General features: G+C 45.9%; 22 protein-coding genes. 2 read left to right on the forward strand and 20 right to left on the reverse strand.

The window, feature by feature from the left end; translation table 11 throughout:
• Positions 1-2 precede the first annotated feature (2 nt).
• The 9 genes from DWW77_RS07595 to DWW77_RS07635 all read right to left on the reverse strand — a co-directional run bounded on the left by DWW77_RS07595 (position 3) and on the right by DWW77_RS07635 (position 11,118).
• Positions 3-1,010: a substrate-binding domain-containing protein gene (locus DWW77_RS07595; protein ID WP_022427197.1), complete on the reverse strand. Its 1,008-nt coding sequence runs from the start codon at positions 1,008-1,010 to the stop codon at positions 3-5.
• A complete protein-coding gene (locus tag DWW77_RS07600; RefSeq protein ID WP_114002271.1) occupies positions 1,007-2,794 on the reverse strand; it encodes a cache domain-containing sensor histidine kinase in 1,788 nt (595 codons plus the stop codon). Before DWW77_RS07600 ends, DWW77_RS07595 begins: the two co-directional genes overlap by 4 nt.
• A complete protein-coding gene (locus tag DWW77_RS07605; RefSeq protein WP_118608418.1) occupies positions 2,791-4,407 on the reverse strand; it encodes a response regulator in 1,617 nt (538 codons plus the stop codon). Before DWW77_RS07605 ends, DWW77_RS07600 begins: the two co-directional genes overlap by 4 nt.
• A 248-nt stretch (positions 4,408-4,655) precedes the next feature.
• Positions 4,656-5,657 (reverse strand): aldo/keto reductase, encoded by a 1,002-nt coding sequence (locus DWW77_RS07610; RefSeq protein WP_118608419.1) that lies wholly within the window; start codon positions 5,655-5,657, stop codon positions 4,656-4,658.
• A 46-nt stretch (positions 5,658-5,703) separates the two neighbouring features.
• Positions 5,704-6,633, reverse strand: a complete 930-nt coding sequence (pfkB, locus tag DWW77_RS07615; protein ID WP_118608420.1) for a 1-phosphofructokinase — start codon at positions 6,631-6,633, stop codon at positions 5,704-5,706.
• 1 nt (position 6,634) lies between these two features.
• Positions 6,635-7,687, reverse strand: coding sequence for a galactitol-1-phosphate 5-dehydrogenase (locus DWW77_RS07620; protein WP_015527307.1), 1,053 nt, complete (start codon positions 7,685-7,687; stop codon positions 6,635-6,637).
• A 2-nt stretch (positions 7,688-7,689) separates the two neighbouring features.
• Positions 7,690-9,207, reverse strand: a complete 1,518-nt coding sequence (gene xylB / locus DWW77_RS07625) for a xylulokinase (RefSeq protein WP_118608421.1) — start codon at positions 9,205-9,207, stop codon at positions 7,690-7,692.
• On the reverse strand, positions 9,207-10,232 hold the full coding sequence (locus tag DWW77_RS07630) for a LacI family DNA-binding transcriptional regulator (protein WP_015527309.1): 1,026 nt from the start codon (positions 10,230-10,232) through the stop codon (positions 9,207-9,209). Before DWW77_RS07630 ends, xylB begins: the two co-directional genes overlap by 1 nt.
• A gap of 34 nt (positions 10,233-10,266) precedes the next feature.
• Positions 10,267-11,118, reverse strand: a complete 852-nt coding sequence (locus DWW77_RS07635) for a class II fructose-bisphosphate aldolase (protein ID WP_015527310.1) — start codon at positions 11,116-11,118, stop codon at positions 10,267-10,269.
• Between the two features lie 347 nt (positions 11,119-11,465).
• Here DWW77_RS07635 and DWW77_RS07640 point away from each other — a divergent pair, with 347 nt between their 5' ends.
• Complete coding sequence (locus tag DWW77_RS07640; RefSeq protein ID WP_118512862.1) at positions 11,466-11,912, forward strand: RbsD/FucU family protein; 447 nt, start codon at positions 11,466-11,468, stop codon at positions 11,910-11,912.
• A gap of 117 nt (positions 11,913-12,029) precedes the next feature.
• Here the strand turns inward: DWW77_RS07640 and DWW77_RS07645 are convergent, their stop codons facing one another.
• The 5 genes from DWW77_RS07645 to DWW77_RS07665 all read right to left on the reverse strand — a co-directional run bounded on the left by DWW77_RS07645 (position 12,030) and on the right by DWW77_RS07665 (position 18,873).
• Positions 12,030-14,993, reverse strand: coding sequence for a C1 family peptidase (locus DWW77_RS07645; protein ID WP_118608422.1), 2,964 nt, complete (start codon positions 14,991-14,993; stop codon positions 12,030-12,032).
• Between the two features lie 39 nt (positions 14,994-15,032).
• A complete protein-coding gene (locus DWW77_RS07650) occupies positions 15,033-15,905 on the reverse strand; it encodes a hypothetical protein (protein ID WP_118608423.1) in 873 nt (290 codons plus the stop codon).
• Between the two features lie 124 nt (positions 15,906-16,029).
• Positions 16,030-17,145 (reverse strand): UDP-galactopyranose mutase, encoded by a 1,116-nt coding sequence (gene glf / locus DWW77_RS07655; protein WP_118608424.1) that lies wholly within the window; start codon positions 17,143-17,145, stop codon positions 16,030-16,032.
• A 118-nt stretch (positions 17,146-17,263) separates the two neighbouring features.
• Positions 17,264-18,151, reverse strand: a complete 888-nt coding sequence (locus DWW77_RS07660) for an ROK family protein (RefSeq protein WP_118608456.1) — start codon at positions 18,149-18,151, stop codon at positions 17,264-17,266.
• A gap of 29 nt (positions 18,152-18,180) precedes the next feature.
• Positions 18,181-18,873: an N-acetylmannosamine-6-phosphate 2-epimerase gene (locus tag DWW77_RS07665; protein WP_118608425.1), complete on the reverse strand. Its 693-nt coding sequence runs from the start codon at positions 18,871-18,873 to the stop codon at positions 18,181-18,183.
• 331 nt (positions 18,874-19,204) lie between these two features.
• Between DWW77_RS07665 and DWW77_RS07670 the strand changes: the two genes are divergently transcribed.
• Positions 19,205-20,167: an Rpn family recombination-promoting nuclease/putative transposase gene (locus DWW77_RS07670; protein ID WP_118608426.1), complete on the forward strand. Its 963-nt coding sequence runs from the start codon at positions 19,205-19,207 to the stop codon at positions 20,165-20,167.
• Positions 20,168-20,604: 437 nt separating this feature from the next.
• Here the strand turns inward: DWW77_RS07670 and DWW77_RS18275 are convergent, their stop codons facing one another.
• The 6 genes from DWW77_RS18275 to DWW77_RS07700 form a co-directional block, all read right to left on the reverse strand.
• Positions 20,605-21,393: a hypothetical protein gene (locus tag DWW77_RS18275; RefSeq protein WP_243164970.1), complete on the reverse strand. Its 789-nt coding sequence runs from the start codon at positions 21,391-21,393 to the stop codon at positions 20,605-20,607.
• Positions 21,394-21,395: 2 nt separating this feature from the next.
• Entirely contained in the window at positions 21,396-21,545 is a 150-nt protein-coding gene (locus DWW77_RS07680; protein WP_330674368.1) for a VOC family protein, read from the reverse strand.
• 172 nt (positions 21,546-21,717) lie between these two features.
• Positions 21,718-22,140, reverse strand: coding sequence for a plasmid pRiA4b ORF-3 family protein (locus tag DWW77_RS07685; protein WP_118608427.1), 423 nt, complete (start codon positions 22,138-22,140; stop codon positions 21,718-21,720).
• Positions 22,133-22,357: an ErpK protein gene (locus tag DWW77_RS07690; RefSeq protein ID WP_118512869.1), complete on the reverse strand. Its 225-nt coding sequence runs from the start codon at positions 22,355-22,357 to the stop codon at positions 22,133-22,135. Before DWW77_RS07690 ends, DWW77_RS07685 begins: the two co-directional genes overlap by 8 nt.
• Positions 22,358-22,362: 5 nt before the next feature.
• Positions 22,363-24,066: an IS1634 family transposase gene (locus tag DWW77_RS07695; RefSeq protein ID WP_118608428.1), complete on the reverse strand. Its 1,704-nt coding sequence runs from the start codon at positions 24,064-24,066 to the stop codon at positions 22,363-22,365.
• A 299-nt stretch (positions 24,067-24,365) separates the two neighbouring features.
• Positions 24,366-24,926, reverse strand: coding sequence for a glycosyltransferase family 2 protein (locus DWW77_RS07700; RefSeq protein ID WP_118608429.1), 561 nt, complete (start codon positions 24,924-24,926; stop codon positions 24,366-24,368).
• Positions 24,927-24,928 lie beyond the last annotated feature (2 nt).

Consider the following 24,928-nt stretch of genomic DNA (forward strand, 5'->3'; position numbering starts at 1 on the left):
ATTTACGGTGTAAGATCACCATATGTTTTTAACGTATTAAACGGGAAAAGCAGTTTTTCGATCTCACTGGTATACATATTGTCAGGAGTCACCAGCTGGCACCCGGAATTAATATTCTTCTTATAGTCTTCTCCACGCAGCATCTTAACAGTTTCCCGAACACCCACATACCCCATTTTAAATGCCTTCTGTACAACGATTCCCTGGAAGATTCCGTGTTCCATCAGCTGGACGGCCTCCTGTGAGCTGTCTACTCCCACCACCCTGATCCGATTCTCTGCTTTTGCTGCCTTTACTGCTCTTGCAGCACCTACAGAGGAATATTCATTCATTCCCGCGATCATCTTGAGATCCGGATATTTTTTCATCAGCTCTTTTGTAAGCTCATAGGACTTGTCATACTGAGAATCACAGTATACCACATCTACGATATTATCCTTCAGACTGCCAAGTCCTGTCCGGAAACCTTTTTCTCTTTCAACTGCCGTAGATACCCCCTTTACATGTGAAACGATCGCAATCTGATCATCCGTTCCCACAAGATCCTTCGCAAACCTGCCAAGGATCTGTCCCGCTTCCAGATTATCGGTCGCAACGGTAAGATCCTGGACCTCTTCCTGTGTGTAGGAATCAATAAATGCGATATGTATTCCCTGTTCCTTTGCCTTCTTCAAAAGCTGGTCGGATTCAGTGAAGCTGGACGGCGAGATCAGGATCGCGTCCGGTTTTTCTTCTATTGCCCTTTCGATCAGCTTGTTCTGCCCAGCCACATCATTCTCTTCCTCAGGTGCCCATACGCGGATATCTGCATTATATTCCTTTGCAGCCATCTCCGCCCCCTGGATCAGTGATGTCCAGAAATCATTGGTACCGTCCACAACCTTCGGAATATAGATCAGCGATAGTTTTCTCTCTTCTTCTACCTGTTTATAATAGACTATTCCGGCTACAAGCCCCGCCACAAGGCAGATGACCACTCCTAAAGTCAGGAGTTTTCTATGTTTTTTCATATTGATTCCTCCTGTATTCCCGGAATGGTGATCGTGGCAGTGGTTCCGACACCTTTTTCACTTTCATAGGTGATCCCGTAATTTTCTCCATAATAAAGCTTCAGACGTTTCTGTACATTGTAAACACCCACACCATTGGAATGATAATTCACCTTATGCTTATCATAAATATGTGACAATGTTTCCTCATCCATACCTACACCGTTGTCGATCACCTGAAGAACTGCATTTCCGTCCTTCATAAAGCCTTTTACCTGCAAAAGTCCCTTACTCTCTTTATATTTCAGTCCATGATAGATGGCATTTTCAATGATCGGCTGGAGAACCAGCTTGATCAGAGGGATATTTAATATAGAAGGTTCTACATCGATCTCGAATTCCAGCTTGTCCTTGTAACGCATCTTCTGGATCGTAAGATAACCCTTGGCATACTCCACTTCCCTTGCAAGAGGAACCACTTCATCTTCATTACTGATGCTCTGACGAAGAAGACGCGCCAGGGATGCTGTCATCAGAACAACCTCTTCGTACTTTCTGCCCTCTGCCATCCAGATGATCGAATCCAGGGTATTGTAGAGAAAATGAGGATTGATCTGGGACTGAAGGGCCTTAAGCTCACTTTTTCTCTTTGCTTCCTGTTCCTTCACGTTCTGCTCCATAAGATCCTGTATCCTATGTGTCATCACATTGAAAGATTTCGTCAGGCTTCCGATCTCATTCTCAGAATCGATCTCCACATCTGCTCCGTCAAAATGCCCTTCCTGTACTCTGGACATGGAATCTCTGAGACGCTGAAGAGGATATGTAAGACTCTTTGCCAGAAATCTGGAAAAAAGCAGTGCCACGATCATCAGAAGTGCGGAAATAAGCACATAAATACTCTGTGCCTGATTGCTTTTGCGCAGAAGCTCGCTGACGCTCATACAGCCCACAACGGTCCATCCGGTTTTATTTGATCTGGAAATGGAATACAGCTTTCCTCTGTTTCCCTTTTCGGTACGTACCGTATCTTCTTTTGATTTCACGATCAGGTCGATATTCTCAGTCTGCAATTCATTGTAAAGCTGCTGCTGTTGGGGATGGTATACAATATTTCCGCTTTCATCCAGAATGAATGCGTATCCCTTTTTCCCGATCGTATTCTGATCACAAAGTTCACTGATGGCACTGTAATTCAGATCAATAAAAAAGACTCCCTCTTTCTCACCACTGTTGGAAAAATTACGGATTCCCCTGCTTAAAGTGATCACCCACGGACGCTCTCCGCTGATGATGTGCTGTACATGAGAAGATGTAAGAAGCGGGCCTTCCGGCTTCTGTAAAGCTTCCAGATACCACTCCTGGGTGGAAAGCTTCAGATCCGGATTCACAGACTGTTTGCCTTCGTTGATCAGCTTCCGTCCATTACTTCCAATGATCCCAAGATTTCGGATATCACTTCGTCCATCCAGAATAGTCTTGAACTGATTGATCAGACGCTCTCTTGTTCCATTGTCCACATTTTCACCAAAAAGATATTGCTGTACATCCTCGTTACTGGAGATCATATAGGCTATATTTTCCATGTAATCAATATAGGAATCAATATTCTGATTCATCTGCTGCACGATATTCTGGGTGTAGACAGCAGAATTTTCAAAAATAGAATTGCGGGTATATCTCATGGAAACACCTGTTATGACCAGCACCGCACTTAAAAGCAGCACCGTCACTACCGCAAAGATCGCACTCTGGATACTCTTAAATTTTCCTATGATCTTTGCCGCAAACCGGATATCTCTCATTTACGTTTCTCCCTTGCATATTCTGTTGGTGTGCAGCCGGTCATTTTTTTGAAGGAGATCCCAAAATAATGGGGATCTGCAAATCCGACTTTCTCGGCAATTTCATAATTCTTCATAGTTGTATTCTCCAGAAGTTCCTTCGCCTTCTCCATACGGGTACGGATCAGAACCTCTGTAAAAGTCTCTCCCGTAAGATCCTTAAAGATCGTACTGAAATAGCTTGTACTGATATTCAGATAGGAACAGATACTGTTCAGGCTTAAATCCGGATCCATATAATTCTTCTGGATATAATCCAGGGCAAGTCTGGCCTGACGCTGTCCGCTGGAGCTGTTTGCATCGGAAAGTGTCTGGAAAATCTCTCCGATATGATTCCTGACCAGTTCAACAGCACTGTCAAAAGAATTCTGCTCCGTAACCTGCTGCAGAAGTGCTTCTCTTTTGGAAAAAAGCCTGTTGTCCGGAACCATATCCTCACAGGTTTCATCTGCTGCACGGATGATCTGCTGAAGATACACGCAGGCACGACTCTTATCCACCCGCGCTTCCTTGATCTCAGAAGAGATCTGTTCCAGAATATGCTCTGCGTTTTCCTTTTTACCCGCTTTCAGAGCAGCTGGCAGCTTCTCTACATAAGCTTTAATGGAAAGATTTTTTTCCTCCGGCTGTTCTTCCATATCAATAAGAAGGCTTCCGCCAAGAAGATAACGATATTCAATAGCTTTCTCTGCAAGTTCATGGGATACACGAAGCTCCTGCTGAGTTCTGGCCCAGCTTCCCACACCGATAGAAATATCCAGCGACATCAGTTCCTTCAGCTTATCCTGGATCGTCCTGCAGATCTCCATGATCTTGTGTTCAAACTCTCTGGTACGGTTTCCCATGAAAAGAGCACCGACCTTGTTATTTCCGGCCTGATATGCCACTCCTGCTTTTTCTTTGCTGATGATCTCATCACTGATATTAAAAAGGACAAAAGACATCAGTGCACTCTCCTGGCGTTTCTCCGCAGTAAGCTGACTGCCGTCCGAATACAGATCCAGATCAAAGACAGCCACACGATAGCATGCTGCCTCAAGATCGATTCCCAGTGCTGCAAGCTCTTCCAGACTTTCCTGCCGTGTCTTGATATTATCCACAAAGCCCTGCAGCGCTCTGGAACGGATCACAATGGCGTTTTTCTGATAATTCTCGGAAGTCTGTGTCAGACGTTCCAGCTTCTCTTTTTCTTTTCTTTGCTGGTCCACCTTCTCCTTCATTTTTCCGATAACATTTCTGAGTTCCATGGCTGTCACCGGCTTCAGCATATATTCACTGACACCATACTGGATCGCCTTCTTGGCATACTCGAATTCTCCGAATCCGCTGAAGATCACGATCACGATATCCGGATAATTCTCATGGAGAAAACGGCTCAGTTCCATACCATCCATATATGGCATAAGGATATCTGTAAGCACGATATCCACCGGATGGTTCTGTACAAATTCCGCTGCTGCTTTCCCGTTATCACAGTCTCCTACCAGCTCACAGTCCATTGCTTTCCAGTCAATATTCTCCCGGATCGCATCTCGAACAAGTATCTCATCATCTACCAGTAAAATACGATACATAATTTCTGTTGTCCCCCTCTGATCAGTTTCTGTTGTTTTTATTGCACATCCCCCTGACAGATCATTCCCCCCGTCTCTGTCATTTTCATTGGTAAGATTACTGTCCTTTCTGTGAACAATAACTGTTAATTCTTTTTATATGTTAACATGTTTGGTTAAAATTTACAACGGAGTTTCTTAGTCCAAATTAAATATAAAGAAATCCCGCATCCAACATATGGGATACGGGATTTTCCTGCATATTTTTATTATTTTACGATAACGCCATCCTCATCCCAGAGGTCATGCCAGTCCCTGGCACCATGCCACAGAAATACCTGGCCTTTTACAAGACGGTTGCCTTTTTCCAGAGTTGCGATGGTTGCCATTTCCTCATCTGTAAGTGGATCCTCTGTGACACATTTCAGGTTGCTTGCATAGTTGTGGACAGAGAACGGAATGGAGATCTCGCCTCTCTGATGTGCCCACTTCAGAGCGATCAGAGCCGGGTGAACCCCATGTGCTTTTGCGATTGCCTGCATCTCCGGAACCTCCAGATCCGCAACATCCTCCGGGCAGATATCTCTCTCCGGTCTGCGTGGAGAACCGATTGGCATATAGCCTACCGGCTGGATGTTATGCTCTACCAGATAATCATAAAGCTCCTGCTGCTGGAAGCATACATGAAGCTCAAGCTCACAGGTTGCAGGTTTGATCTTCATAAGCGGAAGAACTGCCTCAAGCTTCGGAATGGTCATATTGGAAATACCAATGTAACGGATCTTTCCTTTTTCTACCAACGCCTCACACTGGCGGTATGTATCCATAAACTCCTCCACACTGAAGGGTTTGGAATCCGGATTTCTGGAATCCACATCACATCCCGGTGCATGATAGTTCGGGAATGGCCAGTGGATGAAATACATATCCACATAATCGCACTGAAGATCCTTAATGCTCTTGTCGCAGGCTTCCTCTACTCTTCTGTGCATGTCGTTCCATACCTTTGTCATGATAAAAAGATCCTTACGCTCTACAACACCTTCGTCAAAAGCGTCCTTAAATACCTGGCCGATCTCATGCTCGTTTCCGTAGCATGCGGCACAGTCAAACATACGGTAGCCACTGCGGATCGCGCCTGCAACAGCTGCAGATACATCCTCTGCGGATACACGGTCGGAACCGAATGTTCCCATTCCGACACACGGGACCTGCTCGCCGGAAGGAAGTGTCACTTTCGGCACAATTGCCGGATTGATAACTTCTGCCATCTTTACATCTCCTTTTTTATAAAAATTTTTTTATTATAAGCTTATCTTATAAACGCCTGATCTCGATCTTCGGAAGAAGAGCCTCCATATCCTCCATCACAAAGAAGCCCGTTTCCTCGCACATGGCTGCCGCCGCTGAGATCGCACTGGCTCTTTGCAGAGTCTCTTCCAGGGAAAGTCCCTCACTTAATCCAAGGGCAAAGCCTGCGATCATGGAATCTCCGCAGCCTACGGTATTTACCGCATCGATCTTCGGAACCACCGCACGGAAAATCCCTTCCTCTCCGACTGCCAGGGAACCATCTGCTCCAAGCGAAACCGCCACGATCTCCACACCACCGGCATGGATGGCTTTCGCTGCTTCAATGATATCGTTGATATCGTCACAATGCTTGCCTGTCAGCATACGGATCTCATCAATGTTAGGCTTGATCAGTGTCGGTGCTGCCTTGATTCCCTCTTCCAGAAGCTTGCCGCTGGTATCCAGGATCACCGGTTTTCCGGCGTCTTTCACAATCTTCACAAGGCGCTGGTAGGCACTTCCGTCAAGTCCCTTCGGCACGCTGCCGGACATCGCCACAACAGAAGCGTCTTTTACAAGCTGGCGAAATTTTTTCTCAAAGCCCTCAAAATCTGCCTCTGTCAGTGTAAATCCCGGCTCCAGGAATTCGGTCTGTACATGATTCACCTCATCCCAGATGTTGATACAGGAGCGACTCTCCGCATCTACATGGTAAAAAGCACTCTTAATGCCAAAGGGTTTCAGGGCAGTTTCTATATAATTGCCTGCGTGGCCGCCTACAAAGCCGGTGGCAACCACTTCAGCACCGTAAATGGACGCCGGCTTGGAAACATTCAGTCCCTTTCCGCCGGGAACGTAGGTACATTCACGCACACGGTTCACTTCGCCCACTTTAAAATCATCCACTACATAACGCTTGTCAATGGCAGCGTTTAAGTTCACTGTCAGAATCATATCAGTCTTCCTCATTAGAAAGAAGGATCTTTCCTTTTACAAGGCCCGGTGTCTTGAACAGCTGGAATGCCTCCTGTGCCTGGCTCATCGGGATTTTCTTATAGATGAAGCCCGGGTCAAACTTCAGCTGGCCAGTTGCAAAATAATGCGCCGTCAGCTCCCACTCACGTCCCGGATACGGGGCACTGTAGGACATCCAGGAACCGGTAAGCTTGAACTCCTTACGGTTCATGTTCTCCCACTCCTTCGGTGTAAAGGTAAGGTTTTCATGAGGAGTACCGATGAAGCATACATGTGCCTTGTTTGCTGCAAGCTCAAATGCCATATGCATGGTAGGAACCTGTCCGGCTGTCTCAAATACGAAGCCGTAGCCCTTTCCACCTGTAATGGCCATGGCTTTTTCCATATATCCCTCTTCCTTTGTGTTGATGATCTCATCTGCGCCGAGACGCTTTGCAAGAGCAAGTCTCTCATCGCTGATATCAAAGACCACTACCTTCTTGGAGCCGAAGATCTTGGTCCACTGCATGGTGAACATACCAACCGTACCGCCGCCAAGGATTGCCACATACTCACCGCCGTGGTAATCGTTCTGGAATACACCGTGGATAGCTACGGTTGCAGGCTCAAACATGGCTCCCTGCTCATATGGAACATTGTCTGCGAATGGTACTGCATTCTGCTCAGGAACCACTACATAATCTGCGTTTGCTCCCTGCTCTCTGGAACCGATAAAGCTGTAATGCTTGCAGAGAGAGAAATTACCCTTCTGACAGTCGTCACATTTCATACAGGGAAGAAGTGGTGCACCGGATACACGGTCGCCGACCTTCACCTTGGTAACGCCTTCTCCCACTTCCACCACATCGCCGGAAAATTCATGTCCAAGCACGATGGGATAAAAATGTACGCCGTGATTTAATACACGCGGAATATCAGATCCGCAGATCCCGGAATATCTTACCTTGATCTTCACATGGCCCGGTGTTACCTGAGGTTCTTCCACTTCCTGATATTGAACATCCTCATTTGCTACTACTACTGCTGCTTTCATGATCACTTTTCCTCCTCATTTCTCATCATAGGTTCAAGAGATTTATAGAGATTTAAATAGGTTTTATAGGTTTTCTCATAAACGTCCCGGTTTTCCGGGTTCGGTTCATGTCTTCTTGTTTCCTTTACCGTAAGACGGATGGCCTCATCATAATCCTGATACATTCCAACACCAACACCTGCCAGAATCGCTGCGCCAAGTGTTGTTGCCGTATCAGAGGACGGCACTACGATGGGTTTTCCTGTGATATCGGATTTGATCTGTGTCCAGAGAAGAGAATTTGCAGAGCCTCCCATTGCGCGGAGAACTTCCACATCTGCTCCTGCTTCCTTTGCCACCTCAAGGTTGTGTTTCAGAGAAAGTGCTACGCCTTCCATACAGGCACGTACCATATGTCCCTTGGTCTTGGCAAAATCCAGTCCGTAGAATACGCCCTTCGCATTAGGATTCCAGATCGGGGAACGCTCACCGGACATATATGGAAGAAATACCACTCCGTCGCTACCTGGTGCGACCCTTTCCGCGATCTCATTGAGCTGATTCAGAGAAGAGCCTTTTTCTCCTGCTACAGAGCGCTCATAATCTGCAAACTCACGTTCAAACCAGCGCATGACACCACCACCTCCGGTGGTTCCTCCCTGAAGGAGCCACTGTCCCGGAACCACGTGATAGCCAAGGATCAGTCTGGGATCTGCCTTGTACTCATCCATGCAGATGCTCATTCCGCCGGCCTGTCCGCCTTGCTCCTGTGTCTCACCCGGATGGATCACTCCAGCCCCCAGTGTTCCGCATGCCGCATCCAGACCACCGGCAACAACCGGTGTTCCCACAGCAAGGCCGGATTCCTCCGCCGCCTTCTCTGTAACTGTTCCCACAACATGATCACAGGCACAGATCTCAGGAAGAAATTCCATGGGAATCCCAAGCTTTCTGCACATATCCTCATCCCAGGCTGCCTTTCTCATGTCAAAGCAATGCAGGCCATAGCCCTGGGAAACATCCTGGCTCATCACACCCGTCAGCTTATATGCAATGTAGCTGTTAGACTGCAGGATCTTGTGGATCCTTTGGTACACCTCCGGGAGATTTTCTTTATACCAGAGGATCTTTGCAGTTGTGTAGGACGGCTGAAGGGAATTACCGGATACTTCAAAAATCTGCTCTGCCCCGATCTCTTCATTCAATCTGTCACAGATAGACTGTGCTCTGGTATCCATCCAGATCGGAGTGTTTGTCAATACATTTCCGTCCTTATCCATGGCAATGGCTGACCAGCTCTGGCCGTCAACACCGATGCCTGCGATCTCCTCAGGTGCTATCCCCGCTTTTTGGATGGCCTTCTTTACCGCCTGACAGACAGCACTCCACCATTCTTCCGGATCCTGTTCTGCCCAGCCCTCCTTCGGATAGTAAACCGGATAATCGCCGTTGGCCGCAGCCACAACCGTTCCCGATTTTTCAAAAACCGCAACCTTACAGGCACTGGTGCCGATATCAATACCTAATAAATATGGTTTCATTATAGCTTCTCCTTCTCGTCCAGCACGCGGACGGATTTTCCCATGATGATCTCTGCGCCAAGCTTCTCCGTGATCGGTTCTGTTTCTTCACTTGCAGCCCCTTCCAGCCGTTTCAGCATGATTCCCGCCACTTCTCCGGCAATCCCCTGTGTAGGCTGTGCCACAATGGTAAGCTTGGGATTGCATGCTCTGGCAAACTGCAGATTGTCAAAACCGATCATAGACAGCTGTTCCGGGATCTTAAGACCCAGCTCATTCATCCCGATCACCGCCCCCATGGTCATCTCATAATTGGTAACAAACACAGCCGTCATATCCGGATTGTCCGCAACAAGCTTCTCTATTCCCTGCACACCGCCCTGAATGGTATAATCGCCGTGATAGATCAGAGATTCCCGTACCGGTATATTTTCTTTTTCGTATGCATTGCGGTACCCCTGGAGACGTTCCTGAGCTGTGGAAATTTCCTCCGGTCCGCCAATGATCCCGATCTTACGGTGTCCTGCCTGAAAAAAAACTCTCATTGCGTCCTCAGCCGCCTTCTCGTTGTCTACAAGAACACTGTCACAGGAAAGCTCCCGGATCCTGCGGTCAATGAGTACGATGGGCTTTCCGGTTTTCTGGAATTTTTTCAGATGATTGCCTTCCGCATCCACCGGCATGCTGATGATCCCGTCCACACGCTTCCGGCTTAAAAACTCCACTGCATCCCGCTCCAGTCTCTTATCGGTACGGCAGTCACAGACAATAGTCGCATATCCGTGACTCCTTAAGACATCCTCCATTCCTGTGATGATCTCCGCGCAAAAGGTATTGTTAAGCTCCGGGATCACCACGCCGATGGTCTTGGTAGCATTAGTCTTAAGCCCTCTGGCCACCTCATTGACCTCATAATGCAGCTCCTGAATGGCCTCCTCGATCTTTATTCTGTTTTTTTCTCTTACGTTTCCGCCGTTAAAATAAGAAGAAATCGTTGCGAGCCCAAGTCCGGTCCGCCTGGCAATATCTTTCATGGTTGCTGCCATACAGATCACTCCGTTTCTGCTTTTTTACAGAAGATCATTCTGCCTTTCCATCACAGCCGCAAACCTTCATACGCGCCTCAACCAGCTCCTTCACTGCCTGGATCGCTTTCTTTCCGTAGGCTTTCGGATCGATGGTGTTCTCATTCTCTGCAAAGGTCTCCTTCACTGCCCTGGAATATGCAGCACGAAGCTCTGTTGCAAAGTTAACCTTGCAGATACCACGTTTTACACAGTCGCTGACATCCTCATCACTGAGTCCGGATGCCCCGTGAAGAACAAGGGGGATATCTACAACTTCACGGATCTCGCTTAAGCGTTCCTTGTCAAGAACCGGTGTTCCCACATAGAAACCATGTGCGGTTCCGATGGCAACTGCCAGGGAAGTAACACCTGTACGCTCCACGAATTCCTTCGCCTCCTGCGGGTCGGTGTTAGTGTCTGCCTCAGCCTCAAGATCATCCTCTTTACCACCGACCTTACCGAGCTCAGCCTCACATGGGATATCCAGGGCTGCTGCCACATCCGCAACTCTCCTGGTCTCTCTGATATTATCCTCAAAATCCAGCTTGGAACCATCGATCATCACAGAGGTATAGCCCGCATGCATTGCCTGCATCGCAAGCTCAAAGCTGCTGCCATGGTCAAGATGAAGGCATACCGGAACGGAAGCCTTGGCTGCCTCTGCTGCTACGATCGCAGCGTAAGTCTCAACCGTACCATATTTAACAGTAGAAGGTGTTGTCTGGATCATAACCGGTGCTTTCAGCTCCTCAGCTGCCTGGATGATCGCCTTCACCATCTCCATATTCTCTGCGTTGAATGCTCCTACTGCATATCCGCCCTTCTGTGCCTTTAACAGCATTTCCTTCGATGTAACCAGTGGCATAATCTTCTCCTCCTTGGAATCATAATCATTGTGTTTGTTTTGTATTATTTTCTCATTTGGTTCAGAAACCGAAACGTTTCCGTTTGAGTTCATCATAGCGCTCCATACGTTTTCTGTCAACCATAAAATTTTCATCATTTATAGGAAAATATTCCCTTGAAAAGAAGACCAAATACCGTTAGATTAATTAATAAGAGTTCTAAAGCCTGTGGCCGGGCAGGTCTGTCTGATACTACCGGCGTCATAACAGTTTCGGAAATCCATGTATCCTGTTCTGATCACCTGAGCCTGATGCTGTAATTTCCGAAATGCTGTAAGTACACAATGATCTTAGGAGGATATGAACTATGTTAAAAGGAATTCCAGAAATCTTATCACCAGAATTACTGAAGGTTTTATGTGAGATGGGACACAGTGACCGTCTTGTTATCGCTGACGGAAACTTCCCTGTAGAATCCATGGGAAAAAATGCCATCACCATCCGCTGTGACGGACATGGCGTTCCGGAGATCCTGGATGCCATCCTGAAGCTCTTCCCGCTGGATACCTATGTAGAGCATCCGGTAAACCTGATGGAAGTAATGCCTGGTGATACTGTAGAGACACCGATCTGGGATACATATAAAGAAATCGTTTCCAAGCATGACGAGCGTGGCGAAAAAGCTGTCGGAAACATCGAGCGTTTCGCATTCTATGACGAAGCAAAAACTGCATACTGCATCATCTCCACAAGTGAGAAAGCACTTTATGCCAACATCATGCTTCAGAAAGGCGTTGTGATCAACAACGACTGATCTTTCTTTTGAACTGCCTGATATAATCATATATAATACACTTATTCAACCAAAACATAAAACGCCCGGATCTGGCTTGAAACATTCCAGATCCGGGCGTTTTATATTTTGACACTTTTATCTCTTTGCTGCTTTTGCGGCATATCCTCCGCAGAGTACTTTTCCACCGGAGGTTTTTATCCCTGCACGCACCGCATAGTAATACGTTGTTCCCTTTTTTGCGGTCTTATCCTCAAAGGAAGAGCTGCTGCCTCCGGAAACTGTACGGATCTTTTTCCATGACCCCTTTCCAGTCTTACGGTAGATCTGATAGCAATCTGCTTTCTTCTGCGCTTTCCAGCAGATTTTCAGCCCCCTGGAGGTCTTCCTGACACAGGATATCTTCTGGAGTTCCGGATAAGACAGGATATAGCTGCTTGCCTGATATCCTCCTAAAACTTTTTTCCCGTCTACCTTCTTATATGGTCTCACAGCATAAGCGTAGGAGGTGATTCCCTCAATCTCCGTATCCTTCCAGGACAATACTTTGTTGTTAACGGTTCCGATCCGAACCCAGCTTTTCCCCTGGAGCTTCCGGTAGATATGATAGCCACTGGCTCCGGAAACCTTCTTCCAGGATACCCTGTTACATGGTCCGCTGACAGCCTCCGCCACTGCACGGGCCTTCCCCAGTTCCGCTTTTGCTGCTAACGGTGGAGATGCAGCTCCATAAACAGTATTCTTTCCGGAACGTACATAAGAAGCCCGGATCCTGTACGTATAAGTGCTTCCTGTTTTCACTGCAGTATCCTGCCAGGTCACTACATCTGCTGTCACGGTTGCCATTTTTTTTGAATTTCCGCTTTCATCCCAGCGATAGATAGCATAACGATTGCAGCCGGGAACTGCTTTCCAGGAGATCCGTATCCTGTTAAATGCCTTGGAAACCAGTTTTACACCTGTGGTCTGACGAAGCTTCACCGTAACCTTACAGGTAGCTCGGATTCCCCTGGCATTTTTTCCGTAGCAGGTTATGGTTGCTGTTCCCGGATTTTTTGCAGTAACAACGCCGCTTCCATTTACAGCAGCCACACTGGTATCTGAGCTTTCCCAGACAATGCCGGAAGCATCCATCTCGGATCTGGTAGCCGAAGCATTCAGTGTTTTCTGATCTCCGGAATACAGACTTATCTCAGAGGAAGAAAGCTGCATCCTGGCCGCACTGCTCAGAGTCCTGGTATGCGCCTTGATCCTCGGCGTTACCGATGGATTAAATTCAACTGCATCCATCCAGGTATCCTCCGCGTTATATCGCAGAAAGCTCTGACCGGATACGATAGACGGAGAAAAGCTGCACCAGCCATAACTGACCTCTGCCTCCACACAGTATTTTATATATGTGCTTCCTGCATTTGTCACCACAATAGAATACAGACTGTTCTGGCTGAGCAGAACCTCCGGGATCTGAAAGGTCATAACCCCAGCCATCGGCTGACTGCAGGAAACCGGTGTGGAATATGCCGGTGTTCCACTGGTAGGATCACTGGCATCCTTCAGATTTGTATATACCTGCACAGTATAGGAATTATTGGCAGACATGGAGCTGAGAGTCACCTCGCCAAGCGATTCCGCTTTTCCGTTTCCTGCACTGGCACGAAAAACCGTGGACAGCTGTTCCCCTGCATACATGCGGATAGAACCAAGGCCCGACGTTCCGTCATAAAAATAATTGTTGCTATATTTCGGTGTATTGACAGCCGTAGCCGCAACCAGCTCACTGACAGACTTATCCTCATAAGACATATAAAAATATCCGGATTTTCCCCAGCCTGTACCCCAGCTGTTCTTGACGATCCAGGCTCCGTCTCCCTTTACCTTGGAAGATGCCCGGAAATTCTTCGCAGAATAATTGTCATCCCAACCCACCACTGTAACTACATGATTCACGTTCTTGGTGCTGGTAGGATAGGAATAGGCCGCTGTACTTGCATTGTAATAGGCATTCTGTGCATTATACATCACAGTGACCGAATTATTTGCAACCAGAAGCTTCTTCATGGCATTTACGGAATAATCGGAAAAATAGGCATTTTTCAGATAAGCAGCTGCATTGTACGCCTTGGATGCCGCCGGAGTCACACCGGTTTTCTGTGTATGCGTGGAATCTGTTGCCAGCGGCACATCCCCTTCTGTTGTCATTCCGGACCAGGTACTCAGAAACATGGAAGCCAGCAGATCATTTCCGCCCTCATGATAATCTGCGTTTCCTTTATCATCTGTCCCCATATGCTTATTGACATCCCCGTAGGTATTTCCAAGCGGGTCATTCTTTCTGTTTGCAAAAAAATACGCCAGATGCTCTTCCGACAGATCATAAGTTCCAAGGCCCTGGGTCAGAAACGAAGTTTCCAGAAGAGAGGCCATTCCAAATGCCCAGCACATACCGTAGGGCTCCTGATTCTTTACAGAAGTGACATATCCCTGATCCGCTGCATTATAATAGGACGGATAGGCCGCAGCTCTTCCCATAGGTACCTCATCCACATCATTTCCGATCTCCACAGCGGTGGAATAAGAGGTCAAATTATCAAAAGGTGCCAGCTGTTCCTGCTCCTCTTCCTCCGTAAGCGGGCGGCCCTTGATATATTCGATGCCGGACTCCTCACTGTCTGAGTCATCCCCGAAACTCTCCTCACCGTCACCAAAGGTATCCTCTCGGGAATCACTCTCCTGGGAATCTGAATACGATTTTTCTGATATTTCGGGAGTTTCTGTATTCTCCCCTGAACTCTGCAAAGCTATATCCTCGGTATCCCCGTCGGCTGCCTCTGCAATATCCTCTGTCTGTTCATCCGGGATACCGGTGTTCTCTGTGGTATTCCCTGTGATATTCTCTGCGGTGTTCCCTTCTGCGGTCTCCGTCGTATCCTCTGCTTCCGCTGACTGCGTCTGTGTATCTTCTGACCATTCTTCATTGAAGCCTTCCGCAGAATCACTGAAACCTTCCACATCGGCTGCCATAACCGGAACCTGGCTGCCCGCAACTGCCACACACAGAAGAAGCGGCAGTAATTTCTTCCTGACAAGCTGTAATCTCTTCACAAAATTCTCCACTTTTCTTATATTGATCTGGTTTATCTGTTAACGTTTCTTCAAATGATAACCCAGAATTCCGATTACTGCAAGTACTGTTGCGATTCCAATCCAGATAAACGGACTTTTATACCAGGAATTTTCTTCTTTAAAGGATGTCGCAGCTGTGCCATTGACCGGCTTGGTGACAGCTTCATCCGCAGCTTCCCCACCTTCTGTTGTTCCATCCGCTGCAGGCGGTCCCTGGACCTCGCCGCTCTGAGCCTGAGAACTACCTGTGCTGGCCGTCCCTGCAGGTGGCCCCTGAACCTCACCTCTCTGAGCCTGAGCTTCATCTGTGCTGGCCATCCCTGCAGACGTTCCCTGTCCTTCGCCATTCTGAGACTGCGAGTTATCTGTGCTGTCCGTCCCTGCAGACGTTCCCTGTCCTTCGCCATTCTGAGACTGTGAGCTACCTGTGCTGTCCATTCCTGCTGCTTCCCCCTGGGTCTCGCCGGCTGAGGAGTTCTGCGTATCGGATGCTCCTCCCTGCTTCACTCCGGAAGTCTCTTTCTCCGTGCTCCCTGCGATTCCGGTCTTCGCCAGCTCCGCATCCTTTGAGGGCCGCAGCTCCTCCAGCGGCACATAACCGTATCTGCCATTATACTCTGTATATCCCCAGGTTTCACCATTCTTCTCTGTCTCCCCTTCGATATGCAGGACAGTACCATCCTTTACCGTCTTATCATTGAGCTTTTCACCTTTTTCATCGGTGGAAGGATAGATATCCACACCAACTCCGCCGGAATCCACAGTCATATAATAATCTGTGGTATCTGCCGGAGCCTCCACCTTCACCACAACCGACTTGTCCGCATACACCGGAACACTCATACTCAGCACCAGCATTCCTGCCAGAAGCACACCTTTGCACCTTCTCATTGCTCTTTCCTCCTTCAAAAAATCTTACTGCCATTCTATATGCATAAAATCCCCTTATATTTCTTTTTTGCCTTGGCTCCGAAATATAAGAGGATCTTATCATTTGTTATATCCAGTATCTTTTTTATGCAAGCTCCCGCTCACACATATCCAGCGCAGAAGCGATCACCACATCCATGTCATAATATTTATATTCGCCAAGACGGCCGCCGAAGATCACCTTCGGTTCCTTCTCTGCAAGCGCCTTATACTGTGCGTAAAGCGCTCCGTTCTTCTCATCATTGACCGGATAATAGGGCTCATCCCCCGGTTTCCACTCGGAACTGTATTCCCGGCTGATCACCGTTTTCGGAAGATCATTACCCTCCTCATCCTTTCCGAACTCAAACCATTTATGCTCAATGATACGTGTCCAGGGAGTCTCCACATCCGTATAATTCACTGCTGCATTTCCCTGGAAATTAGGTTTATCCAGTGTCTCGTTCTCAAAACGCACGGAACGATACTCCAGAGTACCCAGCTTATAGTCAAAATACGCGTCGATGGCACCTGTGTAGATCACCTTCTCCGCCATTGCATCGTACTGCTCTTTTTTCTCCAGATAATCCTCATTCAGCCGTACCTCGATACCGTCCAGCAGATTGGCAACCATCTTCGTATAACCACCCACCGGGATTCCCTGGTACAACGCATTGAAATAGTTATTGTCAAAGGTCAGACGCACCGGAAGCCTCTTGATGATAAAAGCAGGAAGCTCCGTACATGGACGTCCCCACTGCTTCTCCGTGTAACCCTTGATCAGCTTCTCATAAATATCCGTACCTACAAGGCTGATAGCCTGTTCTTCCAGATTTGAGGGTTCTGTGATACCTGCTGCCTGCCGCTGCTCCTCAATCTTTGCCGCAGCCTCCTCCGGAGTCACCACGCCCCACATCCTGTTGAAGGTATACATATTAAACGGAAGACTGTACAGCTCCCCGTGATAATTGGCAACCGGACTGTTGGTAAAACGATTGAAGGTGGCAAACCGGGTGATATAATCCCAGACCTTCTTATTATTGGTATGGAAAATATGTGCACCGTATTTATGCACGTTGATCCCTTCCACCTTCTCTGTATATACATTTCCCGCAATATGCGGACGCTTGTCGATCACAAGCACTGACTTCCCGGCACGCTTCGCCTCCTGTGCAAAAACCGCACCGTAAAGACCTGCACCTACGATAAGATAATCGTACATTGATTTCATTCTCCCTGTTCTTTCATTGATGCTGTTATTTTAACACCGAAAAAGGGCAGCTGGCAAGAAGCCACTGTAAAATCCCGATAAATCTTATGTAAGAATGTTGACAAACAGATTACCTCACGCTGCAGAAATGATAAAAGGCGCCAAGCATACCCGCATCATTCCGATGTCGTGCAAATGCAAGCCTTGTATGCTCCGCCATACCGGGAACAAGATATTTTTTCAGGGCATTTTCTATTTTTTCCTTCAGAAAATCCTCCTGTGCCATGATCCCGCCGCCAAGCACAACGACCTCAGGATCGATCACATAGCAAATATTTGCGATCCCCCTGCCCAGAACATCCGTCATCTCATCAATTGCCCGAATACAGATCCTATCTCCTCTTCCGGCCTCCTCAAAAACATGGCGGCCATCCCATTTTTCCTGCGGCTCACCCTTCCACTGTGCGACCTTTTTGGTCAGCGTACTGGCCGCTCCCAGGGTCTGGAAATCACTGTCTCCCATATGCATATAGCCAACCTCACATGCACTGTTCCCAAACCCGCGAAAAACCTTTCCGTCTATCACAATACAGCCGCCGATTCCTGTTCCCACCGTAAGGATCAGGGCAATGCGGCTTCCCTTTGCCGCACCGGAGCTGTATTCCGCAAGACCCGCACAGTTTACATCATTTTCTACCTCACACGGAATGTGAAACCTTTCTTCCAGAATTTTTTTGTACTGGATCCCTGCATAGTTTGGTATCAACGGAGACGCATAAAAAATAGATCCCTCTTTTGTATCCACCATACCGGCTGTTGAAATACAGATGCCGGAAACTGTATCCTGTGTCCGTGTGAGCAGATCTTCCACTATTCCAATAACCTTTTTAAGAATTTCCGGGCCACCCTTTTCTGCTTCCGTTTTTGTCGATCCCTTAAAAATAATCTCAGCACTGTCACTGATCAGGCCATACTTGATGGCTGTACCACCAATATCAAGACTGACATACGTTTTCATCCTGTGATCCTCATTTACACTCTCATCCGTCATTTTCGTTCCATTACTTCAACAAATGATCTCGTGATCAGCTGTGGCCTTGTGATGATCGAGCCCACCACAACGCTGTAAGCTCCCAGCTCGATCACATGCTTCGCTTTTTCCGGTGTATTGATATTCCCCTCTGCGATCACCTTATGTTTTGCTTTCGCCACGATTTCTCTTAAAATTGCAAAATCATCCGCTTCGATCTTAGAGCCCTTACTCTGCTCCGTATAACCAACCATCGTCGTTCCTATAAAATCAAATCCCAGCTCATCTGCATGAAGTGCCTCTTCTACTGTAGAACAGTCCGCCATCCACAGCTGATCCGGATATCTTTCTTTTACCTCATGGAAAAACTCCTCCAGGGTTTTATTTCCGGGTCTTTTTGAGATCGTTGCATCCATCGCTATGATCTCCGGCTTTACCTCCATCAGTTCCTCGATCTCTTTCATAGTTGGTGTAATGTAAACCTCACTGTCCGCATAATCCCTCTTCACGATCCCGATGACCGGAAGATCCACCTGCGACTGTATCTCCCTGATATCCTCTTTGGTATTTGCCCGTATCCCGCATGCTCCGCCGATTTTTGCTGCCAAAGCCATTCTTCCCATAATAAATGAAGAATGCAGCGGCTCCTCCGGCAGCGCCTGACAGGATACGATCAGCTTCCCTTCCAGATTTGCTACCTTCTGATCCATTTTTGTCATTCCCCCACTTTTCTGTTGATGAGACAATGATACCATGAAACCGTTTTTCCGTAAAGTTTACAACCACATAAATCCACAGTCCCGGAACAGCAATTCTTACTGTTCTCTGGTAATGTCCCGCGAAGTGTTTTTTGTGAGCGAAGGTCACAGAAAACCCGAGACATACCGCGCGAATTTATGCGATCAGCATATCTGTCATTTATGATCTTTTTATAAAATATCAGAGATCCGCTTCTCAAACACCAAAATGTATGATACCCTGTAACTGGATCAGATAATAAACTACTCTGATCACATAAACAGATCGAAGGTGGTGAAACCTATGGGTACAAAGGATACCATCACCAAAGATTACATGGCTGACAACCGCGTTTTTGCGGACGTGTTCAACCATATGCTGTACAAAGGAAAAAACGTCATAGACCCTGACACTCTTCATCCACTGGATACCACAGCTCTCGCTGTCCCCTACGGATCCGGCACTTCAGAAGTTCCTGTCCAGAAATTCCGGGACGAATTCAAATCACTCAACGTCATGCACGATGAATCAAGAATTTATCTTCTCCTGGGGATTGAGAACCAGTCGGAAGCACACTATGCAATGCCGGTCAAGAACATGGTCTATGATGCATTAGAATACGCGGGGCAGGTAGAAAATTCCGCCAGATCCCACAGAGAAGCAAAGCAATGGCCTTCCACATCCGGAGAATATCTCACCGGCTTCTACAAGGATGACCGGCTGATCCCGGTCATAACCACAGTCGTGTACTTCGGTTCCGACACCTGGAACGCTCCCAGAAGCCTCCACGAAATGCTCTCTGTTCAGGACCCTGAGATCCTTTCTCTGGTCCCGGATTACCGGATCAATCTCTTCTCACCTGCCGAGATAAAGGATGAAGAACTTGATAAACTCCAGAGCAATCTCAAAGAAGTCATGCTCTTCATCAAATATTCCAAAGATAAACGGAAGCTCAAGGAGCTCACCACACAGAGCCCCGGTTTCCGCTCACTCGAGCTCAAAGCAGCCCGGGTCATCGACTCCATAACAGGTATCAACTTACGTTTCACAGAAACAGAAGGGAGTGTTAATATGTGTCAGGCTGTTCAAGAAATGTGCGATGATGCACGTGCCGAAGGCCGTACTGCCGGGCTCGCAGAAGGTCTTCAGGAACAAGCTATGCTGACAGCACAGCGTATGCTTCAGGATCCAAGATTCTCCCCTGAAGACATCTCCAGATTTTCTGGCCTTTCTCTTGAGGACGTGCTGAAATTACAGAAGAAATAATTCGTATTGGAAGTGCTCAGATCCTTTGTGGGGGATCTGAGCATTTTGCTATTCTTCCGACCAGGACAGAAGCCAATTGCAATCAATTACCCTAAATCAGCTTTTTTTGTAACTTTATAATTGTGTATGTTAAAAACAAACTTATCAAAATGCACAAAACATAATTTTGAAAATAAAATGTCTTTATCCCTATAACATTCATAAGTGCTCTAATCGCAACATGAGTCAAATATAATTCATAAGACATTTTTCCAAACTGCTCTAATATCTTTACAATTCTTTTAGGCATCTTTCGCATACTTTCAGCAGTACAATACAGCAAAAAAACAAAAATGAATATTCTTGTGCGGTGAATCCGGACAGCAGGGACACGGAGCCCGGATTATTCAATTATTCAGTTACGGCACATCTTACCGTAGACTTTTGCACATAGCAACCTATTTTTTGCATTTTTTCGGATGACCCATCTTCTCCTTCGCATCATCCGGCACATCAATCAGTCCGAACCGGTAGAACATCCCGTAGATGTAAGTCACGCCCCTGATATCTCCCAGAGCTTTTGGGCGATCTACCACTGCTCCTACCTTTTTAATATTGTGCAGTGCCAACAGCACTGAACTCCATGCCAGACTTTTACTCTTCTCCCGTCTGTCGATCCACAGTTCTTTCGTATACTCGCCATTCCTGCCTTTCCGTACCTCATAAGAGAATGGCAACCCGGAGTAAGTTTTGAATTTCACACCTGCATAGGCCAAAACCACACCCCAGAAGTTTTCTTCTGTCGGATCAGCCCTCCACCGTTTCATCGCTCTATATCTCCGCTGCCGTTCTGCTCCAACACTGATTTTCTCTTTCTCTGTACTTGGGAAGTACACACCTTTTTTATATGGCAGGTACGAGGTGACAGAGGCTATGGAGAGTTGAAGAGTAGAGGATGTTGAGACGATGGAGGTTTTGTAGTCTTGTGTTTCTCGGTATTCTTCAAAAGTGTCCTGCACTTTCTTCGCCACATCCGACTCATACACACCAGCCGTGATGAGCAGCTTCCGTACCTTTATTGGATTGAGCGATAGCTCATCTGCTATGGCTTGGAGGGACATAGTATTATAAAGTGCCACAGCACTTTCCATCTGTTCCTTCAGATTTTTCCCGGCATCGTACTCCGGCTTCAGCTTCTTCCGGCCACCGCCGGACTTTCTGACTTTATGTGCTCTTTTCTCTTCCATAATTATTCGTGCAGCTCCAGCTTCCAATCTTTGCGTTCCGAGCGATAATTCTCCCTGATGACAGAAAATCCCAGCTTGTTCACATAGAAATCCTTTGCGGCTTCGTAGTCAGATACGATGATTGCCATATGATGTATTTTTGATAAATTCATTTTGTATCACGCTCCTCTTCTTTTAATTATGTTCTTTTATTTCCGTCATAAACTATATAGCGACCCTCAAAATACACCGTGTGAACTCCTGGGAGTTCAGTTTGTCCACATGGCAAATATTTGTGATCTTAACTTCCTGTACAATTAGCTCTCGTTAGACGCAAACATCACATTATTCTTCGTCAAACTCATCTTCATCCCAGTGTGGATACTGCTGAATACTTCCTTTTGCCTTAACGATACGAGGCTTAAAATCTCCCTGAACTTCACTGATTTTTGAAACCGTAATCGTGAACATCCAATCATCCCCAAAATCATAATGAAGTGTAAATTTCTGTCCTTTGCAAAGCCTGACCTCATCCAGTGTGATATCTGCAGAAGGTTCGTCTCCCTCTGGATCTGACTGATAAGCATATTCGCTGTACATACGGTTATCCATACAAAATTCATACAGATGCTCATCTATAAAATCAAATGATTCCAGGATAATCTGGCACAATTGATTTAATGTACTGTTACCGCAGATTTCGATATTTCGGTAAACATCACGTCCTCTGCCTGCAGGATATATCTTCATCGTATACTGGTTACTCATCATCCACCTCATTTCCAGATAAAAATCTCATTACTTCCTCAAAAGAACGTTCGCTTCTGGCAAATGCTTCCATTAATTCCTTACTGCGAAGTTCATCCCGTTTCTGCACCAGCTTCTCAAGCTTATCCAATTCGTTCTCATACCTGTCTTTTGCTTTCGAAACTACTTCCTTTTGTGATTCAATCTTTTCTTCTATCGGAACACTTCTCCTTGCCATCGTTCTTATCCTTCTTTCTCTATCTGCATCAGATATTCATTCATTGCAGCAGCCTGGGTTCTGATGTTTGCCGCCGTCATGTTAAATGCCTTCAGGATTTCTTTCTGCGTGGCCGTAACCGCATAATCCATGCGGTATCCCCAGTCGCTCTGGCGGATCAGTTCTATCTTTTCCAGTTCCCGGATTGCTGCCGGAACTGTAAGATAATTCGGCTTTTTTGCCAGTCCCTTCGCCTTTTCCTTTAAGGCTGTATATATCCTGCATCGGATGATCAGTGCAAGAAAACCAATGAATATCTTATTTGATGCCGCCTCTTCTGATGCCACTCTCAGACAATGATTTCCGAGATAAGATTTATCTGCCCGGAATACTTTTTCCGATACATCCCTGCTCTTGTAAAGGTTTATCGCATCCTTTGCATCCATCTTTTCGGATGAGATGATAGCAAAATATCCACAAAGCTCCAGCTCATCCTGGATCACCGGCAGCTTGGGTTCGCCATAAACAAAATGTCCGTTTTCCTTGTTATAATGCATATGAAAATACTTATGGAATGCCGGTCCGAATTCATACTCCTTATCTTCATGCTGTTCCATAAATCTCTGCATTTCGTGGATTTTTTCTTCCAGTCTTGCACGTTCACCAACCGCTTTGGCAGCACTGTAATAAATATGTATGTATCGTTTCTTTGTGTCACTGGCATACACAAAAGTGTAGACCGTTTTTCCATACACTTCGAATTCCTCGATCCGGTTTCCCCAGTTATTTTCAAAAGTGCCTTTCTGTTTTCTCACCTGACTGCTTATAAAATCCTTTATTCCTTTCACCATAATGATAAAGGAAAATCCACTGCTGTCCATGTAGTTAAGATTATCTTTGCTAAAATATCCCCGGTCCAGGATAAACCCGATATTTTTATAACCATAGCATTTTATCTTATCAACCATAAACTGTAACTGGGAAACATCATTGATACTTCCGGAATATTTTTCATACATGAGAGGCTCCCGGTTGTTTACATCATAGCCAACAGCATAATTGAATATCGGAAGTCCTGCATCCACCTTTGCTGCTCCGAATTCCACTATATCTATATCTCCGGCCTGACAGTTCTTATTTGTTGAATCATATGATATATAAATACGCTCACGTTTGCATCTGTCTGCATTCCACTGATCCAGGAAATCCTGCCTCTGATTTTCTTTTATTGACCTCAGAAAATCTGAAATAAATGAATCACTGTAACATTTCATATCCGGAGTAAAAAGCGGGTGATTGTAAGCATAATCAGGATAATACTGTACTGCATTCCCTTCTGTAATAATGGAATAGGCTGCCAGGTCAAGCATGATCCCGGCTGCTTTTGCCCCAAATGAATCCTGCAGTTTTGTATCCAGTTCAAGATCTTTTGCAGCTTTATCTATGATCATATATGCACCTGTCTTCAAACAGCTGCTCCTGCATGAAACTGTTTTTTCCTCAGGCTGTTCAACCTCCGGAAAATATCTCCTGAAATTTTCATTAGGTCTCATTTTATTTTCATCTTCCGGTAAAACCTTACCGATGGTGACCCTTTTTACATTTGTATACTGTTTGGATGGATCGTACTCACGGCTGTACTCATAATAAACATAGCGTGCCTTACCTTTGGTTCGAAATGTGATTTTTCCTTTTACATCAGGTATATCAACAACATAATCCAGATACATGAACATCTCACTTCTTTGTAGTTGTATTTACGACTAAATATGGTATAACATAAAACCTGCATTTCTGCAACAACAAAATGCAGGTTTTTCCTTATTTTTTCAGTATTTTCAGGGCATTCTCAATCCATATGATTCACTTGAGTTGCACTTTATTATGGAAGTTCACACCGCTGAAAGTAAGGGCTTTTGTCGTCTTTACTGTCTTTTAGGACACAAACGAGAGTTAATTATTACGGAAGTTCACATAAAATTTATTTTCGTTAGGGCTACTCATTTTGGGAAGTTAAGATATACGTGTCTCAAATGATTGATATAGCTAAATCTTCCGCTAATCTATTTTTTATAAATCGTACATTATCAAACAAAGAACGCCTAAACATCTTATCAGATACCATGTGAGTTATTATTTTTCTCTCAATATAAATTTTTTCCACATCGGGCTGACTGTATTTACTTATGCCTTCATCAACTTCTATCTTTTCTATATGATTATCATATACTCTTCGATATTTATATGCTATAATATCTACATCATCATCAAACAAGCCAATACATTTTTCGCACAAATCAGGTTCAATAAAATCATCAGAATCCACAAAAATCACGAAATCTCCAGTAGCAATATCTAGCCCCTTATTTCTAGCATCAGATAATCCACCATTTTTTTTATGAACAACTAAAACTCTATTATCCTTTTTTGAATATTCGTCGCATATTTTAGGACACATATCTTGCGATCCATCATCAATAAGAATTATTTCCAAATTTTTATAGGTTTGATTGATAACACTCTCTATGCATTTTACTATAAATTTTTCTACATTATAAACCGGAATAATAATACTAATTTTATTTTCCATCA

Source organism: Ruminococcus sp. AF17-12, from assembly GCF_003479245.1.
Taxonomy (GTDB): domain Bacteria; phylum Bacillota; class Clostridia; order Lachnospirales; family Lachnospiraceae; genus Blautia_A; species Blautia_A fusiformis.

Bases quoted from the DNA above. Each gene is read 5' to 3' on its own strand.
- DWW77_RS07660 (WP_118608456.1), bottom strand. From the start codon at position 18,151: ATGAAAACGTATGTCAGTCTTGATATTGGTGGTACAGCCATCAAGTAT.
- DWW77_RS07605 (WP_118608418.1), bottom strand. From the start codon at position 4,407: ATGTATCGTATTTTACTGGTAGATGATGAGATACTTGTTCGAGATGCG.
- DWW77_RS07690 (WP_118512869.1), bottom strand. From the start codon at position 22,357: ATGGCAAGGAGAAGTGTTCCGATAGAAGAAAAGATTGAATCACAAAAG.
- DWW77_RS07620 (WP_015527307.1), bottom strand. From the start codon at position 7,687: ATGAAAGCAGCAGTAGTAGTAGCAAATGAGGATGTTCAATATCAGGAA.
- DWW77_RS07685 (WP_118608427.1), bottom strand. From the start codon at position 22,140: ATGAGTAACCAGTATACGATGAAGATATATCCTGCAGGCAGAGGACGT.
- pfkB (WP_118608420.1), bottom strand. From the start codon at position 6,633: ATGATTCTGACAGTGAACTTAAACGCTGCCATTGACAAGCGTTATGTA.
- DWW77_RS07680 (WP_330674368.1), bottom strand. From the start codon at position 21,545: ATGAATTTATCAAAAATACATCATATGGCAATCATCGTATCTGACTAC.
- DWW77_RS07700 (WP_118608429.1), bottom strand. From the start codon at position 24,926: ATGGAAAATAAAATTAGTATTATTATTCCGGTTTATAATGTAGAAAAA.
- DWW77_RS07630 (WP_015527309.1), bottom strand. From the start codon at position 10,232: ATGGCAGCAACCATGAAAGATATTGCCAGGCGGACCGGACTTGGGCTC.
- DWW77_RS07595 (WP_022427197.1), bottom strand. From the start codon at position 1,010: ATGAAAAAACATAGAAAACTCCTGACTTTAGGAGTGGTCATCTGCCTT.
- DWW77_RS07665 (WP_118608425.1), bottom strand. From the start codon at position 18,873: ATGGATCAGAAGGTAGCAAATCTGGAAGGGAAGCTGATCGTATCCTGT.
- xylB (WP_118608421.1), bottom strand. From the start codon at position 9,207: ATGAAACCATATTTATTAGGTATTGATATCGGCACCAGTGCCTGTAAG.
- DWW77_RS07670 (WP_118608426.1), top strand. From the start codon at position 19,205: ATGGGTACAAAGGATACCATCACCAAAGATTACATGGCTGACAACCGC.
- DWW77_RS07640 (WP_118512862.1), top strand. From the start codon at position 11,466: ATGTTAAAAGGAATTCCAGAAATCTTATCACCAGAATTACTGAAGGTT.
- DWW77_RS07650 (WP_118608423.1), bottom strand. From the start codon at position 15,905: ATGAGAAGGTGCAAAGGTGTGCTTCTGGCAGGAATGCTGGTGCTGAGT.
- DWW77_RS18275 (WP_243164970.1), bottom strand. From the start codon at position 21,393: ATGGAAGAGAAAAGAGCACATAAAGTCAGAAAGTCCGGCGGTGGCCGG.
- DWW77_RS07610 (WP_118608419.1), bottom strand. From the start codon at position 5,657: ATGGCAGAAGTTATCAATCCGGCAATTGTGCCGAAAGTGACACTTCCT.
- DWW77_RS07600 (WP_114002271.1), bottom strand. From the start codon at position 2,794: ATGAGAGATATCCGGTTTGCGGCAAAGATCATAGGAAAATTTAAGAGT.
- DWW77_RS07635 (WP_015527310.1), bottom strand. From the start codon at position 11,118: ATGCCACTGGTTACATCGAAGGAAATGCTGTTAAAGGCACAGAAGGGC.
- glf (WP_118608424.1), bottom strand. From the start codon at position 17,145: ATGTACGATTATCTTATCGTAGGTGCAGGTCTTTACGGTGCGGTTTTT.
- DWW77_RS07695 (WP_118608428.1), bottom strand. From the start codon at position 24,066: ATGTATCTGGATTATGTTGTTGATATACCTGATGTAAAAGGAAAAATC.